A 17,135-nucleotide genomic window follows, 5' to 3' on the forward strand; every position below is an offset into this window, starting at 1 on the left:
CCGGCGTGGAACCCCGCGACCGGGACTCAGCGCGGCGTGAAGCCTTCCTCGATGGCAGCGCGCACGGAAGCCGTGAGCTCCGACCAGGTCCACGGCTTGGTCAGCACCGGCACTGACGGGTCCAGGGCGACGGTGTCACTCGACATGCGGTCGGTGTAGCCGCTGGTGAACAGGAACGGCATCGTGTACCCCTCGTCCCGCAGCGAGGCGTACAGCTCGCGGCCGCCCATGCGCGGCATCACCACGTCGCTGACCACGAGGGCGATCTCCTTCCCGCGCTCGCGCAGCAGCGTCAGCGCCTCGGCGCCGTCGGAGGCCTGGATCACGCGGTAGCCGTGCTTCTCGAGGATGCGGCGGCCGGCGCGGCGCACCATCTCCTCGTCTTCCACCAGCAGGATCGTCTCGGTGGCACCCTCCCGCACCATCGGCGAGGACCGCGGCGTGGCGTTCGCCACCGTGAGCTCCGCCAGCGGCAGCGCGATCGTCACGCGCGTGCCGAGGCCGGGTGTGCTCTTGACGTCGATCGTGCCCTCGTGCTGCTGCACCAGGCCGTAGATCATCGCCATGCCCAGACCGGTGCCCTCCCCGGGGGCCTTGGTGGTGAAGAACGGCTCGAACAGGTGGGCGAGCACCTCGTCATCCATGCCGCGGCCGCTGTCCTCCACCGTCACCGTCACCATCGGCCCGTGGGTGCCGTCGGGACGCTCCCGCTGCGGCTCGAAGGCGCCGCGCATGCTCAGCACGCCGCCGGTGGGCATGGCATCGCGCGCATTGGTGGCGAGGTTGAGGAGCATGTGCTGCACCGCACCCGGGTCGGCCAGGATCCCCGGCAGCTCGGGCGCGGCGTCGGTCCGCACCGTGATGTTCGACGGCAGCAGGCGGGTGAGCAGCGCCTGCGTCTCCGCCAGCACCACCTCGAGCGAGACGGGGCGGCGCTCGAGCGACTCACGGCGGCTGAAGGCCAGCAGCTTGCGCACCATCTCGGTGCCGCGCGTGGCCGCCTGGATCATCTGCATCACCTCGTCGCGCAGCTCCTCCATCCCCTCGGGCAGCGCCTCGAGCACGAGGTCGGCGTTGGCCAGCACCACCGTCAGCAGGTTGTTGAAGTCGTGCGCCATGCCACCCGTCAGCATGCCGATCGCCTCCATCTTCTGCGCCTGGCGGAGCTGCGCCTCCATCTGCTGCGACTCGGTCACGTCGCGGATGGTGACGAGGTGCCGGCCGGGCGAGATGTGCGCCGAGGCGGACACGTCGAGCACGCGGACGCTCTCGCCCACCAGCAGGCGGCCCTCACCGCGCCACTGGCCGTCCATCAGCATGCGCTGCCAGGCCTCGGCCGGCGTCGCCGTGCGCGCGCCGGCGGTGAAGAACTGCGAGAACTCCATCGCCGCGACGTCGGCCTCGCTGCGCGCCAGCAGGCGGCGCGTGGCGGGGTTGCTCGCCACGATGCGGCCGCGCGAATCGGCGATCACCATGGCATCCAGCGACGCCGTGAAGATCGAGCGGAAGCTGGTGTCCTGCACCTGCGCGGCGGCGCTTCCCGCGTTCGAGAGGGCCGGCGGGACGAGCTGCACCAGCGCGCCGCCGCCAGGCACAGGCGTCGCGCGGAGCAGCGTCGCGATGTCGCCGCCGTTGGCGGGCAGCTCCAGCTCGAACGACCGCTGCGTGCCGTCGACGACGGCGCCGATCCCGGCGATCGCGGTCGCGGCCACCGTCGGGGGCACCGGCAGCGCGAGGGCGACCACGTCCGCGACCGAGAGGCCGGGCGCCATCGCCGCGCCGGCGGCGGAGTTCGCCACCACCAGCGCGGCCCCCGAGTCGAGCAGCACCCCGGCGCCCGGCAGTGCCTCGAGGACGGCGCCGAGATACCCGGCCGGTGCGGAGGTCGCGGGGGACGTCATGCCGGCAAGCTAGCGACGGTGGCTCATCCCGGCGGGGCCTGCGTCCGAGACTGGAACGGAGAACTCGCCCGGGCAGCCCGCCCATGGCCCCGGTATTCCTCCGTCGCACCCCCCCATGCTGCCGAAGGTCCTGAGTCGTCTCACGAACAAGACGCCCATCACGGCGCCTGCCCGGCCCGCGACCACGCCGCTCGCCGTGCCGGACGTGGTGCAGGGCGACGACCTGGCGCTCGAGAAGGCGCGCGCCGCCCCCGCGCCGCCGCCCATCCCGGTGATGCAGGCCGCCCCGATCCTCACCGAACCCTCCATCCACGAGGAGGTGGAGGCCGGCTACGACATCCGGCGCGCCCTCCGCACGGCCCTCGAGCGCCTCGAGGGCTCGCTCGAGCCGATCGACCTGCGCGGCGACGCGCCGGCATTCTTCGAGCGCATCTCCAAGAGCGGGGAGAAGACGGTGCGCCAGCCCCCCGCGGCGGCGCAGCGCGCACTCGACCTCCTGCGCCGCGACGTGGCGATCTCGCAGCTCGTGAAGCTGGTGGAGCAGGACCCGGTGCTCGCACAGTCGCTGCTGCGCTTCGCCAACTCCGCCGCCAATTCGACCGGCGCGCGCACCTCCTCACTGGCGGAGAGCATCCGGCGCGTGGGCACGCAGGGGCTGCGCAGCGTGATCCTGAGCAGCATGGTCGAGGCGACACTCTGTCGCACCGGCACCGCCTACGACGGCCTGGTGAAGCAGGTGTGGGAGCACATGGTGCGCACGGCCCCGATCGCGCGCACGCTGGCCCCCGGGTTCGGCGTGGTGCCCGACGAGGCGTTCACGCTCGCGCTGCTGCACGACGTGGGCAAGCTGGTGCTGTTCGACCGCCTCGGCACGTTGCGCGCCGAACTGCGACGCGAGGTGAAGATGACGGCGCAGGTCATGCCGCGCGTGCTCGGTGAGCTGCACGAAGTGCTGGGTGGCGCCGCGGCGCTGCGCTGGGGGCTCGGCAAGGCGGCAGTCCACGTGGTGGCCAACCACCATCGCCGCGCCGAGCCGCTGGAACCGAGCCTGCCCGCGGAATGTGTGTACATCGCCGAACGGCTGGACCTGGCGATGGTGCGCGGCGAGCCGGCGAACCTGGTGCGCTGGTTCGAGGAGGGGCGGTTGCTGGCCAGCTACGACGCCGTGGCGCCCCTGGTGGAGCGGGTGCTGGCCCCGGAGTCTGGTGGGACCGGCTACCACTTCTGAGGGCAGGAACGGGGCGCCCGCGCGGCGCCCTCTCTTGTGGAGTTGACTTAGAGAAAATCGAAGCAAATACGCGAGCGATTGAAATTGTGCCTGTCGGGCGTGACAGCTAGGCTGGGATTGACCGTCCGGCGATGCGTCACGTCCGCCGGCTGCCACTGACTCGTCGCGCGATCGCACCCATGCCCTCTTCGTCCCGCTCCACCGCATTCCCCGCCTCCAGCGCCTCTGCCGCGGCGGCGGCCATCGGGATGCGCCAGGCCGCTGGCACGCCGCTGGTGCGCCCCATCCCAGCCCAGCAGCCGGCGCAGGTCCGGCCGGCGACCCCCGTCATCACGGTCGCCGCGCTCTTTGCCGACACGCACCTGCCGCCGCTGCTGGCCAGTGTCGAGCGGCTCGCGCACTCGCTCGGGGTGCCGCTGACCAGCCGCACCATCCCCGCCTCACTGGCGCGCGCGGGCCAGGTCGGGCGGATCGGATTGCCGGGCGAGGCAGTGAACAGCCTGCTCCAGCAGGGGGTGCTGATCAGCGCCAACTTCGGTGGCGACCCGCTCGCGCCGGTGGCGCGGCTGGTCCGGGGGTTGCAGCGGCGCACCGACGTGGTGGTGGACGTGCGCCCGATGCTGACGCTGCCCGGATCGCCGGCGGCTGCGGAGGGCTGGGAGCGCGACGTGCTGCTCTTCTCGCACCGCACGCTGGAGCGCCACCCGGCCGTGGCGCGGTCGCGCGAGGCGGATGTGGCGCAGGCGCGCACCCGGGCGCGTGATGCGGCCGGCCTGGCGTACCGCCTCTGCACCAGCGAGTCCCGCAAGCTGGTGGTGGTGCTGCCCGTGGGGCGCGGCACGCGCGCCCAACAGGGCTTCGTCGAGGCGCTGCAGCAGCAGGCGGCAACGGCGGGGCTCACGCCGCCCCGCATCGTGAAGGCCGGGCTGCTCACCGCGCTGCTCAGCGGGGAGTCGGGGCGCGAGCGCTGGCTGGTGGCGTCCGTGATCCCGATCGACGAACTGAGTGCGATGATCGGCGAGTCACTCGGTGCGGTGGTGCCGTGGCCGGTGCTCTCGTACGGACGCGGTGCCTCGTTCTACGACCTGCCGGTGCCGTGTGCCACCGAGGATCCGGTGCCACTGCTGCTGGTGCTGGTGAGCCTGCTGCAGCGAAGCGGGCGCGGTGAGCTGGCGCAGCAGCTGCAGGCCGCCGTGCTCATGACCTGCGGTGCACGAAACCGGATGGCCGAGGAGCTCGGGGTGCCGCTTCGGGTGCCGTTCGATGCCTTCGTGCAGGGTGTCGTGACGAACCTGGGGCGTGCGCCGTTCGCCCCGTCGACGCGCGATCGACGCCGTGCCGAGCGTGCACCGCAGACGGTGGCCGGGCCGGTGCATGACCGGCTGCCGGCTCAGCCGAACAGGCGGGAGCGCGCCGCGCGTGCGATGGCCGTGACGGCGGGATGCTCCATGCGGCGCTCGGCGGAGATGGCGTAGAACTGCTGGCGCAGCCCGGGGAGGCGGCCCACGACCTCCACCCCGTGCTGTTGCACGATCTCGGCCTCGAGCACGGTGGGGGCCGCGAGCAGGCCGTAGCCGTTCTGTCCGAACGTCTTCATCAGGGCGCTGTCGGCGAACTCGCCGGCCACCACGGGACGGAGGTCGTGCTGGTGGAAGAAGCTGTCGAGGGCGCGGCGGATGGTGGAGGCGTGCAGCGGCAGCAGGAACGGCGCGCCGTGCAGTGACCCCGGAAAGCCATCGCGGTAGCGTGCGGCGAGGTCGCGCGTGCCGAAGATCGACGTGCCGCTCTCGCCAAGCAGGTGGTTGAAGGCGCGGACGTTGCTGGCGGGCGTGACCGGCGCGTCGGTGATCAGCAGGTCGAGGGCGTGCACCGAGAGCGCGGCGACGAGCCGCTCCGGCGTGTCCTCGGTGCAGCTCAGCGTGAGCCCCTCCGGGGTGCGCAGCGCCGGCTCGATCAGGCGATAGGCGATCATCTTCGGGACCACGTCGGCAATGCCGACGAGCAACCGGCGCGGCCGGTCGCCCGGCGAGCCGGCCATCGCCTGCCCGAGTTCGTCGCTGATGGAGAAGATGTCGTCGGCGTAGCGCAGTGCGGTCTGGCCGGCATCGGTGAGCTGCAGCCGGCGTGCGGTGCGGGTGAAGAGCGGCTGCCCGAAGTGCTGCTCCAGCGCCTTGATCTGGGTGCTGAGGGTGGGCTCGGTGAGCCGCAGTTCCGCCGCGGCGCGCGCGAGGGTGCCGGCGCGGGCGACGGTGCGGAAGAGGTGCAGGTGATGGAAATTGAGTTCCGCCATGGTCAGGCCGTGCCGCCGTACTGGTCGACGTGCACGCGCAGCAGCGGGCCACCGAAGCGGCGCCAGAGGCGCACCACGAGCACCGCCGCCACGGCGGCGAGGCCGGCGACGAGTCCCCACCAGAGCCCGGCCGGCCCCATGCCGCGGCGGAAGGCGAGCCAGAGCCCCAGGGGCAGCCCGAGTGCCCAGAAGCCGAGGATGTTCGCGATCATCGCGGCGCGCGTGTCGGCCGCGCCGCGCAGGGCACCGCCGGCGACGGCCTGCAGCCCATCGAAGAGCTGGAAGACACCGGCCAGCGGAATCAGCGTGGCGGCGAGCGCCACCACGCCGGGCTCCGTGACGTATGCGCTCGCGAGCAGGGCGGGGACGGTGAGGAAGATGATCGTCGTGAGCGTCGACGCGACCAGCCCGGCGGTCACGGCCGCCACGGCCGCGCGGCGCGCGGCATTGGCATCCCCGCGCCCGATGGCCTGGCCCACCAGCACCGAGGCCGCTGCCCCGATCCCGAGCGGCATCATGAAGGTGAAGCTCGCGAGGTTGATCGCCACCTGGTGCGCCGCGAGCGTGGCGGTGGCCTGCACGCCCATCAGCAGCGCCACCGCATTGAACACGCCCACCTCGAGGAGGTACTGCACGCCGACGGGGGCACCGATGCGCAGCATGCGCACCAGCGGCGCACGCTCGGTGACCGCCGGGTCCCGCGTGCGCAGCAGTGGCCAGAGGGCATCACGCCCGAGCCAGAGCAGGATGAGCGGCAGCGCGGTGCGCCCGACCACGCTGGCAATGGCCGACCCGTCCACGCCGAGGGCGGGAAAGCCGAGGCGGCCGTGGATGAGCAGCCAGTTGCAGCCGGCGTTGATCAGGTTCGCGTAGAGCACCGTGAGCAGGATCGGGCGCAGTCGTGACATCGCCTGCATGGTCTGCCGCAGCACCACGAAGGTGAGCGCCCCCGGCAGGCCGAGGATGGAGATGTGCACGACGCGGGTGGCGACCGGCACGATCTCCGACGGCTGGTGCAGCGCGCGCAGCACCGGCTCGGTGGGCCAGAGCACCAGTGCGAGGGGCACGCAGAGGGCGAGGGCGAGGATGAGGGCACGCTGCAGCGCGCGGCGCACGCCCGCCTCGTCACCTGCGCCGACGGCCTGGCTCACCAGGGCATCGAAGCCGACCAGCGTGCCCATGCCCACCACCACCACCGTGAAGTAGTAGATCAGCGCCAGCGAGACACTCGCGAGCGCCGTGGCGGAGAGGTGGCCCACGAACAGCGTGTCCACCACGTGCATGGCCATCATCCCCATCTCCACTGCCATCACGGGCAGCGCGAGCTGGATCAGCGCGCGCATGTCGGTGCCGGTGGGGCGCACGAGGACGGGCACGCGCGCCGGCATGGCGGTGGAGGACACTTGGCTCGGCATGGTGGCTAAACTGTAACCAGTCCGCCGTGATTTCCCCGACTGCCGCGAGCCATGCCACCACGCGCACCCGCCGCCACCGCCGCCACCAGCCTGATCGGGCTCGTGACCGGGCCGGCGCGTGCGCGGCGGTGGTGGGTGCGCGTCCTGGTGCGACTCACCGGCGGGAGCCTCGGCTTGCTGGTGGTGGTGCTGGCCGTGCTGGCCTACCTGGTGACGCTGCGCCCCGACGTGCCGGCGGCGCGTCGCCTGGCGCGCACCGAGCTGCAGGTGATGCTCGAGCCCACCGAGCGAGTGCATGCGGCGGCGTGGGCGCGCCGGCGCGAGTGGTGGGATGGATTCCGCGAGACCTACGGGATCCTCGCACTGACCGATCGCCGCATGCTCTTCGTCGGCATCCCGCCGCGGGAGCTGGTCACGCCGGAGCGCGGTCCACAGCAGTTCGTGGTGCTGCAGGTGGGGCGCGACGCCTCGCTGCGTGCGGTGCGCGAGCGGGTGGACTTCGGCACCGCCACCGGCGTCAGGATCCTCAACGACCGGCGCGCGTACCGGTTCGCGTCCACCGATGCGGCCGGCGTGGACAGCATCCTGGCCGACGTGACACGCGGCGTGCGTTCCGAGGCCTCGTCGGAGGAACTCGCGCGGCGCACGCGCTCGTATGAGGATGTGGTGGGCCGGCAGGCCGTCTGGCACGTCGTGGCCGCGGGTGATGCACTGGCGTCGGTGGCCAGCCGCTACGGCACCACCGAGGCGCGCATCGCGGCGCTGAACAACCTCACCAGCACGACCATCCGGATCGGCCAGCGCCTGCTGGTGAAGCCGGCCCGCTGAACCCGCCAGTCGCGGCCGGCGACGTTATCTTCCACGACTGGCCGCCGCGCATCACGCCCGGTGCCCGTCTCACAGGGAGCCGATGCAGCATTCGTGGATGTGGACAGCCTTCGCCGTCGTCGTCTCGGTGATGCTGGCGCTGGACCTCGGGATCTTCCACAAGAAGGCGCACGCCGTGCGGCCGCGCGAGGCGCTCATCTGGAGCCTCGTCTGGGTGGCGCTCGCCGCCGCATTCGCGGCCACGCTCTGGCAGCTCGACGGGCACCAGACGGCGATCGAGTTCGCCACCGGCTACGTGGTGGAGCTGGCGCTCAGCGTCGACAACCTCTTCGTGTTCCTGCTGCTCTTCGGCTACTTCGCGGTGCCGGACCAGCTGCAGCACCGGGTGCTGTTCTGGGGCATCATCGGCGCGCTGGTGATGCGCGCGGCCATGATCGGCGCCGGCTCGGTGCTGCTCGACCGCTTCCACTGGATCATCTACGTCTTCGGCGCGTTCCTCGTCTTCACCGGTGTCAAGATGCTGGTGCAGCAGGACGGCGAGATGGAGCCGGAGAAGAACCCGGTGCTGAAGCTCGTGCGCCGGCTGGTGCCGGTCTGCGACGACTTCGTCGGCGACCACTTCTTCACGCGGGCCCCGTGGGGCCACGACGGCGCGATCCGCACCGTGGCCACGCCGCTGTTCGTGGTGCTGGTGCTGGTGGAGACCACCGACCTGGTGTTCGCGGTGGATTCCATTCCCGCCGTCTTCGGCGTCACCCGCGACCCGTTCGTGGTCTACACCTCGAACGTCTTCGCCATCCTCGGCCTGCGCTCGCTGTACTTCCTGCTCGCCGCCGTGGTGCACAAGTTCTGGCTGCTCAAGCCGGCGCTGTCGCTGGTGCTCATGTTCGTGGGCGCGAAGATGCTCAGCAGCCCGTGGTACCACATGCCGACCTGGGTCTCGCTGGTGGTGATCGTGGGCGTGCTGACCGGCGCCGTGGTGCTGTCGCTGCTCCACCCGCGTGCCGTGCCGGCGGCCACCGCCGACCCGGGGGCCGCGGCCGCGGCGCCGCCGCAACCGGCGCCGCCGCAACCGGCGCCGTCGCGCGCCCCGTGACCGGTCCCGCGGCGCTGGCGCCTGCCGACAGTGCCCGCACCGCGCTCGACCTCGCGCACGCGCCGCTGCCGCAGGTCGGGCGCCCGGCGGCCACGATGGCGGTGCTCGACACGACGGAGTGGTTCGCACCCACCAGCGGCGGCATCCGTACCTACCTGCTGCAGAAGGAGCGGTACGTGGCGGCGCGGCCATCGCTGCGCCACGCGCTGGTGGTGCCGTGGGCTGCCGACGGCATCGTGGAGCGCGAGGGCGCGCGCTGGTACGAATGCCGCGGCCCGCGGGTGCCGCGCAACGCGCCGTATCGCCTGCTGCTCTCGGTGTCGCGCATGCGCCGCGTGCTGGACCACGAGCACCCCGACGTGATCGAGCTGGGGAGCCCAGCACTGGTGCCGTGGGTGCTCTTCCGTGCGCTCGGCCGGCGCGACGTGCCGGTGGTGAACTTCTTCCACAGCCACTTCCCGGCCCTGCTCGGCGGCAGCCGCCGGCCGGCGCCGGCGTGGCGTGATGCGGCGCGGGATGCCGCGTGGTGGTACGCGCGCCGCATGGACCGACGGATCAGCGCCACCATCGCCGCCTCGCGATTCGTGGCCGATGACCTCGAGGCCGCCGGCGTGCGGAACGTGACGCGCATCCCCCTCGGCGTCGACCTCGAGCTCTTCACGCCCGATCGCCGCGCGAACGCCGCCGAGACCCGCGCGCGATGGCAGCTGCCGGCGGACGGGCCGCTGCTCACGTTCATCGGGCGTTTCGCGCACGAGAAGGAGCTGGACGTGCTGGTGGATGCGTGGCCCGAGATCCGGCGTCGCACCGGGGCGGCGCTGGTGATGGCCGGCGACGGGCCGGAGAAGGGGGCGCTGCTGGCGCGCCTGAAGGACGGCACCGGCGTGCACTGGCTGCCGTTCATCGCCGACCAGGGCCACCTCGCCGACCTGCAGGCGGCGTCCAGCGTCTACCTCGCGAGCAGCCCGCACGAGACCTTCGGCCTGTCGCCGCTGGAGGCGATGGCCTGCGGCACCCCCGTGCTCGCGGCGGACGGCGGCGGTGTGCGCGAGCACGTGCGGTCCTCCGGCGCCGGTGCGGTCTTCGTGCCCGGCGATCCCGCCGACTTCGCGGAGCAGGCCGTCCAGCTCCTCAACGGTGACCTGCCGGCCCACGGCGCCCGTGCCAGGGCCTTCGCCGTCTCGGAGCATGCATGGCCGTCTGTGTTCGACCGGATCTTCGCGCTCTACGAGCGGGTACGCCGGTGAGTGTGCTCCTCTCCATTCACGACGTGACGCCGGCGTGGGCGCCGCAGGTGGAGGCGCTCTGGGCGCTCTGCCGACAGCGTGGTGCGACACCGGCCCTGCTGGTCGTGCCGCAGTGGCACGGCGCCTGGCCGCTGGCCGACGCGCCGGCCTACGTGTCGTGGATCCACGCGCGGGTGGCCGACGGCGCGGAGGTCTTCCTGCACGGTGAACGGCACGACGAGGTGGGACTGCCACGCACGCTCCGTGATTCGGTGGTGGCGCTCGGGCGCACCGCACGGGAAGGGGAGTTCCTCACGCTCGACCACCCCGCTGCGCATGCGCGCATCGGCCGCGGCCTGCAACTCTTCCAGCATCTCGGCCTCGCGCCGATCGGGTTCGTGCCGCCGGCGTGGCTTTGCCGCGTCGGCACGCACACCGCCTGCCGCGCGCACGGCCTGCAGGTGCTGGAGGATGACGGTGCAGTGCACCTGCTGCAGCGCGGCATGACGCTCCGGAGCCCGGTGCTGCGCTGGAGCGGGCGCACCCCGCTGCGCGCGCGCGGGTCGGCGCTGCAGGCCGCGCTGCGCTGGCGCACGCAGCGTGACGCGCCGCACTTCCGCATCGCGCTGCACCCGATGGACCTGGAGCACCCGGTCACGCGCCAGTCGGTCATCGATGAGCTGGACCGCTGGCTCGCCGCGCGGCCGGCGCGCCCGTACGCGTCGCTGCTCGCGGACGCCGCATGACACCGGAGCCGGAGGTCCGGCTGGATGGCGTGCGGCTCGCGCTCTTCAGCGACACCTACCCGCCGCAGATGAACGGCGTGTCGCGCACGCTGGAGCGGCTGGTGCAGGCCGCCCGCGAGCGCGGTGCCGAGGTGCGCGTCTTCACCAGTGACGACCCGCAGGTCACGGCAGCGGACCCGGACGTGATCCGCTGGGCATCCATCCCGTTCTGGGCCTATCCGCAGGTGCGCCTCTCGGCGCCGCGTGCCTTCGCGGCCCGTGCGGCGCTGCAGGCGTGGCAGCCGACCATCGTGCACGTCGCGACGGAATTCGGCGTGGGTCTGGCGGGGCGTGCCGCAGCCCGTGCGCTGCGCGTGCCGCTCGTCACGAGCTACCACACCAGCTTCAGCGCCTACGCCGAGTTCTACCGCCTCGGGGCGCTGGCCGCGGCGGGGTGGAAGTACTTCCGGTGGTTCCATGCGGCGGCGGCGCGGACCTTCACGCCCACCGAGGCGATCCGTGACGAGGTGCAGGCGCACGGGTTCCGCCACGTGGCCGTGTGGGGACGGGGCGTGGATGGCGAGCGCTTCGACCCCGCGTTCCGCTCACCCGCCTGGCGACGGACCCTCGGCATCGACGACGGGGCGATGGTGGTGCTCTACGTGGGTCGCATCGCCCGCGAGAAGGGGCTGGAGCACGCACTGGCCGCGATGCAGGCGCTCCACGGCACGGCACGCGACATCCGGTTCGTCTGCGTCGGTGACGGGCCGTACGAGGCGGAGATGCGGGCGGCAGCGCCGGCGGACGTGATCTTCACCGGACGGCTGTCGGGGGTGGAGCTGAGCACGGCCTACGCGTCCAGCGACGTGTTCCTCTTCCCGAGCGTCACCGACACGTTCGGCAACGTGCTGCTGGAGGCGATGGCGTCGGGGCTGGTGGTGGTGGCGGCGGATGCCGGCAACACCCGCGAACTCGTCGGCGAGTCGCGCGGCGTGATCGTGCAAGCCGATGCACCGGGCGCGATCGGTGCGGCGCTGCAAGGGCTGGCGGCAGACCGCACGCGGCACGCGGCGATCCGCACCGCGGCGCGCGCGTGGGCGGCGGAACGCACCTGGCGCAACGTGTGGAACGGCCTCTTCGGCGAGTACCGCCGCGTGATCAGTGCGCGAGCTGCCAGTTCGTGAACCCTGACTCCCCGGTCACCTCGCGCACGATGTAGGGGGCGAGCCACCCGGGAATCGTGAACGGTGCATCCACGGCCGGCAGCTCGAGCTCGGCCAGCACGAGCGCGCGGTCGGTGAAGTCATCGATCTCCCACGCCGCGGTGCCGTCGTGCACGGTGTGCCGCCGCTTGGTCACACGTCGTCCCTCGGTGAGGGCGTAGAGCGCCCCGGCGAGTGCGGGCGACACGGGCTCCTCCACCTCGATGCGTGCCATGCCGGCGCCCAGCTTCACGGTGCGGCGCCACTGCACGTCATCACCCCGCGTGAGGCACCGGATGCGCTCCACCAGTGCGGTGCCCTCGAGGTATCCCTGCGCGAGCACGACCGGCACTTCCTCCGCCGCCCGTGGCGGGAGGGCGGAGAGCAGCCACTTGCGCTCGATCTCCATCGCGGGGGTGCCGGCCGTGCGCCACGCGGCGGCGATCCCGCGCAGGCGCGCGATCTCGTGCTCGCGATGGCGCGGCACCGTCCACGCGCCAAGTGAGCGGATGTGGCCCGCGATGCGCTTGACGAGGTGGCGCTGCAGCAGCGCGTGCGGATCGTCGTCCGGCGCGGCGCTGTGGTCGCGGTCACCGGCCAGCCGCAGGCGCAGGGCGGACGCGGTGCGCACGTCGTCCAGGTGTGCGGCGAGCGACGTCACGCCGGCGAGTGCGATCGCGCCATCCGGCGTGGCCGCCGCCAGCGGCTCGAGGGTGTGGACGAGGGAGCGCGCTGCCGAGTGCGCCGCGTGAAGCGCCGGCAGGTCGTCGGGTGAGACGAGAGCGGCCCACTTCCGCTCGAAGCGATCGATGGCGCGCGACAGCGCCTCGGCCGCCAGCGTGGCGAACGGTGTTTCCGCCCGGCGCGCGTCGATGCGATGACGCTCGTGCCACGTCGCGATGCCCTTCAGCAGCGGGCCGTGGATGCGCGCCCACCGCTCCCGGATCACGCGTGTGCCCTGAGCGTCACCGTGGGCTGGCGGCGGTACGAGGGTGGCGGTGGCCGGGTCGGCATCGGCGGGCTGGAGCGCCTCTAGCATGGTCCGGAGCGCGTGCCGTGCGGCGTCGGTCCCGACCAGCCGCGCGAACGCGCTGACGCGCGGGCGGACGGTGGCGGGCACGGTGTCGCGCAGGACCGGTTCCCAGGCATCGAGAAGGACGCGGAGGCGGTCGAGGGCCGCGTGGAGCGACGTCGGCGCGTCGTCAGGCGCTTCGGCGGCGGTGACGGCTGTGACAGCCTCGTCCGCGGCGGTGACGGCGGCGCGGAGCACCAGTCGGGCAGCCTGCGCTGCCGGGAGCGCCAGCAGGTGGTCGGCGTCCGGAAGCAGCGTCGCGGTGCGGCCGGGTTGGGCGCTGAGCGCGGAGTCTGGGTCGGTCGGCATCTGGCGGGAATATGTCGTGTTCGCCGCAGGGGGGGACGGGCGGGGGGTTGACGACGGCCGACGTACGGATTTCATTTGATATCGAAATAATCGATATAGAAAATACGGACATCGAAGAAATGGCGACTCACTTCCGCGGCACCGACATCGAGCGACGGGCCCTGGACGCGTATATCAAGCTCATGCGTTCGACCGTGGCCGTGAACGCACAGCTTTTCCCGCCGTTGCAGGCCGAGTTCGGCGTGACGGCGAGCCAGCTCGGTGTGCTCGAGGCGCTCTCGCACCTCGGCCCGATGCCGCATTGCGCGCTGGCCGGGAAGCTGCTCGTCAGCGCCAGCAACCTCACCACCGTGCTCGACAACCTCGAGCGCGATGGCCTGGTGCGCCGTGACCGCGACGCCGGCGACCGCCGCGTCTCGATCATCTCGCTCACCGCCGCCGGCGAGGCACGCCTCGCGTCGTTCTTCCCTCAGCACGTCCAGCGCCTGGTGCGCGCCATGTCCGGCCTCGATGAGGCTGAACAGGCGGAGCTGGGCCGGCTGTGCCGCAAGCTGGGTCTCTCCGCCACGTCGCGCGACTCGCCGCCGCGGGTGAGCCCTGAAGGTTCCTCCGCATCGTCCAACACTTCCACGCAGGTGCACTCATGAGTACGTCCGCATCCCCGCAGGTCCTGACCGTCACGCAGGCCGCCGAGACCCGCCGGTCCATCCGCAAGTACGAGCCGACGCCGATTCCGCGCGCGGATCTCGAGGAGATCCTCCGTGTCACGGGTCTCGCGCCGTCGCCGTGGAACGTGCAGCCGTGGCGCTTCGTGGTGGTGGAGGATGCCGCCACCAAGGCGAAGCTGCAGGAAGCGGCGTATGGCCAGCCGCAGGTGGGCGCCGCGCCGGCTGTGATCGTGCTGTACTCCGACATGACCGACGCGCTCGAGACGATCGAGGAAGTGGTGCACCCGGGCATGAAGGGGCCGGCCGGTGACAAGATGGCCGCCGACGTCCGCGGCATCCTCGGCGGCATGAGTGCGGCCGATCGCGATGCGTGGGGCAACGCGGAGGCGAACATCGCCCTCGGATACCTGCTGCTCAGCGCACAGGCCCACGGGTACAGCACCAGCCCGATGCTCGGCTTCATGCCGGACGCGGTGAAGTCGCTGCTCGGCCTCCCGGCCGACGCGCGCATCCCTGCGCTGGTCGCCATCGGCATCGGTGCCGAGGAAGGGTTCCCGCACCACCGTCATCCGCTGTCGCGGATCGTACGCTACGCCTGACCTGTCGTCGGGCCGGTCGTGGGTGCGGGGCGGCGACAGGTCTCGCCGCCCCGCGCTCGTTTCACCGGCGCCCATGTCGCGCCACACGGAGGAGTGTCACATGCATCGCACCACCGGCCTGCATCACCTCACGGCCATCGCCAGCGACCCGCAGCGGAACCTGGACTTCTACGCCGGCACGCTCGGGCTGCGCTTCGTGAAGCAGACCGTGAACTTCGACGACCCTGGCACCTACCACCTGTACTACGGCGATGCCACGGGCCGTCCCGGCAGCATCCTCACGTTCTTCCCGTGGCCGGGCGCGCGTCGCGGGCGCGTGGGTGCCGGGCAGGTGGCGGAGACGCAGCTCGCGATTCCCACCGGGGCGCTGGCGTTCTGGATCCAGCGCCTCACCGCACGGCAGGTGCCGTTCACCGGCCCGGTGCGGCGGTTCGGCCACGAGAGCGTGCTGACCTTCACCGATCACGACGGCCTGCCGCTCGCACTCGTCGCCACCGACGCCGCGGCGACGCAGCCTGGGTGGGACGATGCCGAGGGTGTGCCCGCGGCGATGAGCATCCGCGGCATGCACGCGGTGACACTCTGGGTGCACCAGCTGGCGCCGACGGCCGGCGTGCTCACGTCGGCGCTCGGCTATCGCGAGCTGGCGCGCGACGGCGATGTCGTGCGGTTTGCGGTGGGTGACGCGGAACCCGGCGCGCTGCTCGACGTGCGGGCCCTGCCCACGGGGCCCGGCGGCACCGGTGGCGCGGGGACGGTGCACCACGTCGCCTTCCGCGCCGCGGATGACGACACCGAGTTCGCGAGCCGCACGCAGGTGATGGCGGCGTTCCTGCCGATCACCGAGCAGATCGACCGCACCTACTTCCGCTCGATGTACTTCCGCGAGCTGGGGCACGTGCTGTTCGAGCTGGCCACCGACAGCCCCGGCTTCGCGGTGGACGAGGATGTCTCGCGCCTGGGTGAGGTGCTGCAGCTTCCGACCCAGCACGAGCACCTGCGTGACGCGCTGCGCGAGCGCCTGCCGGTGCTGCACCGACCCGGCGCGGTGGAGCGATGAGTGACGTCACGGCCGTGACGGACTTCGTGCACGTGCATGTGCCGCCAGCGCCGGAGAGTGCGGAGACGCGCACGATCCTGCTGCTGCACGGCACCGGCGGCGACGAGCGCGACCTGCTGCAACTCGGCGGCATGGTCGCGCCGGGTGCGCGGCTGCTGGGCGTGCGCGGGCAGGTGCTGGAAGGAGGCATGCCGCGGTTCTTCCGGCGGCTGTCGGAAGGGGTGTTCGACGAGGCTGACGTGACGCGACGTGCCGCGGACCTGGCGGCCTACGTGCCGGTGGCGGCGGCGCACTACGGCTTCGATGCGCGCGGCGTGGTGGCGCTCGGATTCTCGAATGGGGCGAACATCGCGGCCGCGATGCTGCTGCTGCATCCGGGGGCGCTGGCGGCTGCCGCGTTGCTGCGGAGCATGGTGCCGCTGGAGCCGGCCGTGCTGCCCGCCCTGGCCGGCACGCCGGTGCTGCTCGCGGAGGGGCGGTTCGACCCGATCATCCCGCCTGCCAACGCCGAGCGGCTGGCGGCGATGTTGCAGGCATCGGGCGCGGCGGTCACGCTGCACTGGGAGCCGGCTGCACACGGGCTGACGCAGGCGGACGTGGTGGTGACGCGCGACTGGCTGGCCGCGACGCGGTAGCGGCGGCTCGTACTGGCGTCCGGGGGCGTGACGTATGTTGTGGTGTGCACCTCCTGCGTCCCCTCGCCCTGCTCACCGTGACCGTCGCCGCCGGCGCCGTCGTGCGTGCCGTGCGCCTGCCGTCGCCGCCGTCCAGCCCCCCGGTGCCCGACGCGCGCCGTGGCCTGGCGCTGCTGCAGCACTTCAACGACAGCCTGCCGCGCAACGGCGGCAATGCGTTGCGGTGCACCAGCTGTCACCTGGACGATGGCACCCGCGGCACGGCGATGTCGTGGATCGGTGCCACGTCGCGCTTTCCGAAGTACCGGTCGCGGCGCGGCAGCGTGGAGACAATCGCGCAGCGGGTGAACGAGTGCATTGCGCGCAGCCTGGCGGGGCGGATGCTGCCGGAGGATTCGCGCGCGATGGGCGACATGGTGGCGTACTTCGAGTCGCTGCGCACGATGGCGGTGCCGGCCCGGCCGGACACCGTGCGGCTGGTGGGTGACACGGTGCGCGGGGCTGCGGGGTTCGTGGCCAGCTGTGCGCGCTGCCACGGCGCCACCGGACGGGGTGGCGTGGCGCCGGCGGTGGCGGGCGCGCGGAGCTACTCGATCGGTGCCGGCCTCGCGCGCCAGAACGTGCTGGCCACCTTCCTGCGCTGGAACATGCCGCAGGACCGCCCCGGCACCCTGGAGCCGCAGCTGGCGGCCGACATCGCGGCGTGGATGCTGCGCCAGCCGCGCCAGGACCATCCGGGGAAGGCGGGGGACTGGCCGAAGGGTGATCCACCGTCGGACGTTGCATATGCCACCGCGGCGGCGCGGGCGCGCGGGGCCGCACTGCCGGCACAGCGGCCGCTGCTGCGCCGTCGGGTGGCGCCGCTGCCGGCCCGCTAGGAA

General features: G+C 72.6%; 16 protein-coding genes. 12 read left to right on the plus strand and 4 right to left on the minus strand.

All coding sequences use genetic code 11. The features are described from left to right. Nucleotides 1–26: 26 nt before the first annotated feature. Nucleotides 27–1,901 carry a response regulator gene (locus tag IT355_17220; protein ID MCC7055017.1) on the minus strand — a complete coding sequence of 625 codons (1,875 nt, stop codon included), beginning with the start codon at nucleotides 1,899–1,901 and terminating at the stop codon, nucleotides 27–29. Between the two features lie 115 nt (nucleotides 1,902–2,016). On the opposite strand from IT355_17220, the gene IT355_17225 reads away from it, so the two are divergent. Both IT355_17225 and IT355_17230 read left to right on the plus strand, forming a co-directional pair. Beyond that, entirely contained in the window at nucleotides 2,017–3,129 is a 1,113-nt protein-coding gene (locus IT355_17225) for an HDOD domain-containing protein (GenBank protein ID MCC7055018.1), read from the plus strand. Nucleotides 3,130–3,308: 179 nt separating this feature from the next. Beyond that, entirely contained in the window at nucleotides 3,309–4,604 is a 1,296-nt protein-coding gene (locus tag IT355_17230; GenBank protein MCC7055019.1) for a hypothetical protein, read from the plus strand. Here the strand turns inward: IT355_17230 and IT355_17235 are convergent. Beyond that, nucleotides 4,520–5,419: a LysR family transcriptional regulator gene (locus tag IT355_17235; GenBank protein MCC7055020.1), complete on the minus strand. Its 900-nt coding sequence runs from the start codon at nucleotides 5,417–5,419 to the stop codon at nucleotides 4,520–4,522. The genes IT355_17230 and IT355_17235 overlap by 85 nt on opposite strands. Before the next feature lie 2 nt (nucleotides 5,420–5,421). After that, nucleotides 5,422–6,834 (minus strand): MATE family efflux transporter, encoded by a 1,413-nt coding sequence (locus tag IT355_17240; protein MCC7055021.1) that lies wholly within the window; start codon nucleotides 6,832–6,834, stop codon nucleotides 5,422–5,424. A 51-nt stretch (nucleotides 6,835–6,885) separates the two neighbouring features. On the opposite strand from IT355_17240, the gene IT355_17245 reads away from it, so the two are divergent. From IT355_17245 to IT355_17265, 5 genes are all read left to right on the plus strand, one after another. Continuing rightward, entirely contained in the window at nucleotides 6,886–7,662 is a 777-nt protein-coding gene (locus IT355_17245) for a LysM peptidoglycan-binding domain-containing protein (GenBank protein MCC7055022.1), read from the plus strand. A gap of 82 nt (nucleotides 7,663–7,744) precedes the next feature. Further along, entirely contained in the window at nucleotides 7,745–8,758 is a 1,014-nt protein-coding gene (locus IT355_17250; protein MCC7055023.1) for a TerC family protein, read from the plus strand. Further along, nucleotides 8,755–10,005, plus strand: a complete 1,251-nt coding sequence (locus tag IT355_17255; GenBank protein MCC7055024.1) for a glycosyltransferase — start codon at nucleotides 8,755–8,757, stop codon at nucleotides 10,003–10,005. The genes IT355_17250 and IT355_17255 overlap by 4 nt, the downstream gene beginning before the upstream one ends. A 2-nt stretch (nucleotides 10,006–10,007) precedes the next feature. After that, a complete protein-coding gene (locus IT355_17260; GenBank protein ID MCC7055025.1) occupies nucleotides 10,008–10,730 on the plus strand; it encodes a polysaccharide deacetylase family protein in 723 nt (240 codons plus the stop codon). After that, complete coding sequence (locus IT355_17265; protein ID MCC7055026.1) at nucleotides 10,727–11,893, plus strand: glycosyltransferase family 1 protein; 1,167 nt, start codon at nucleotides 10,727–10,729, stop codon at nucleotides 11,891–11,893. Before IT355_17260 ends, IT355_17265 begins: the two co-directional genes overlap by 4 nt. Here IT355_17265 and IT355_17270 read toward each other — a convergent pair. Further along, complete coding sequence (locus IT355_17270; protein ID MCC7055027.1) at nucleotides 11,868–13,292, minus strand: hypothetical protein; 1,425 nt, start codon at nucleotides 13,290–13,292, stop codon at nucleotides 11,868–11,870. The two genes, IT355_17265 and IT355_17270, sit on opposite strands and share 26 nt — an antisense overlap. Before the next feature lie 47 nt (nucleotides 13,293–13,339). Here IT355_17270 and IT355_17275 point away from each other — a divergent pair, with 47 nt between their 5' ends. The 5 genes from IT355_17275 to IT355_17295 all read left to right on the plus strand — a co-directional run bounded on the left by IT355_17275 (nucleotide 13,340) and on the right by IT355_17295 (nucleotide 17,132). Continuing rightward, complete coding sequence (locus IT355_17275) at nucleotides 13,340–13,939, plus strand: MarR family transcriptional regulator (protein MCC7055028.1); 600 nt, start codon at nucleotides 13,340–13,342, stop codon at nucleotides 13,937–13,939. Beyond that, the gene (locus IT355_17280; protein ID MCC7055029.1) at nucleotides 13,936–14,559 is read left to right on the plus strand and encodes a nitroreductase family protein; all 624 of its coding nucleotides are present in this window, start codon (nucleotides 13,936–13,938) and stop codon (nucleotides 14,557–14,559) included. The genes IT355_17275 and IT355_17280 overlap by 4 nt, the downstream gene beginning before the upstream one ends. 100 nt (nucleotides 14,560–14,659) lie before the next feature. Continuing rightward, nucleotides 14,660–15,619, plus strand: coding sequence for a ring-cleaving dioxygenase (locus IT355_17285; protein MCC7055030.1), 960 nt, complete (start codon nucleotides 14,660–14,662; stop codon nucleotides 15,617–15,619). Then, entirely contained in the window at nucleotides 15,616–16,254 is a 639-nt protein-coding gene (locus IT355_17290; GenBank protein MCC7055031.1) for an alpha/beta hydrolase, read from the plus strand. The genes IT355_17285 and IT355_17290 overlap by 4 nt, the downstream gene beginning before the upstream one ends. A 44-nt stretch (nucleotides 16,255–16,298) precedes the next feature. After that, nucleotides 16,299–17,132, plus strand: coding sequence for a c-type cytochrome (locus IT355_17295; protein ID MCC7055032.1), 834 nt, complete (start codon nucleotides 16,299–16,301; stop codon nucleotides 17,130–17,132). The last annotated feature ends 3 nt before the right edge of the window (nucleotides 17,133–17,135 follow it).

It is taken from the genome of Gemmatimonadaceae bacterium, assembly GCA_020851035.1.
Classification (GTDB): domain Bacteria; phylum Gemmatimonadota; class Gemmatimonadetes; order Gemmatimonadales; family Gemmatimonadaceae; genus JACMLX01.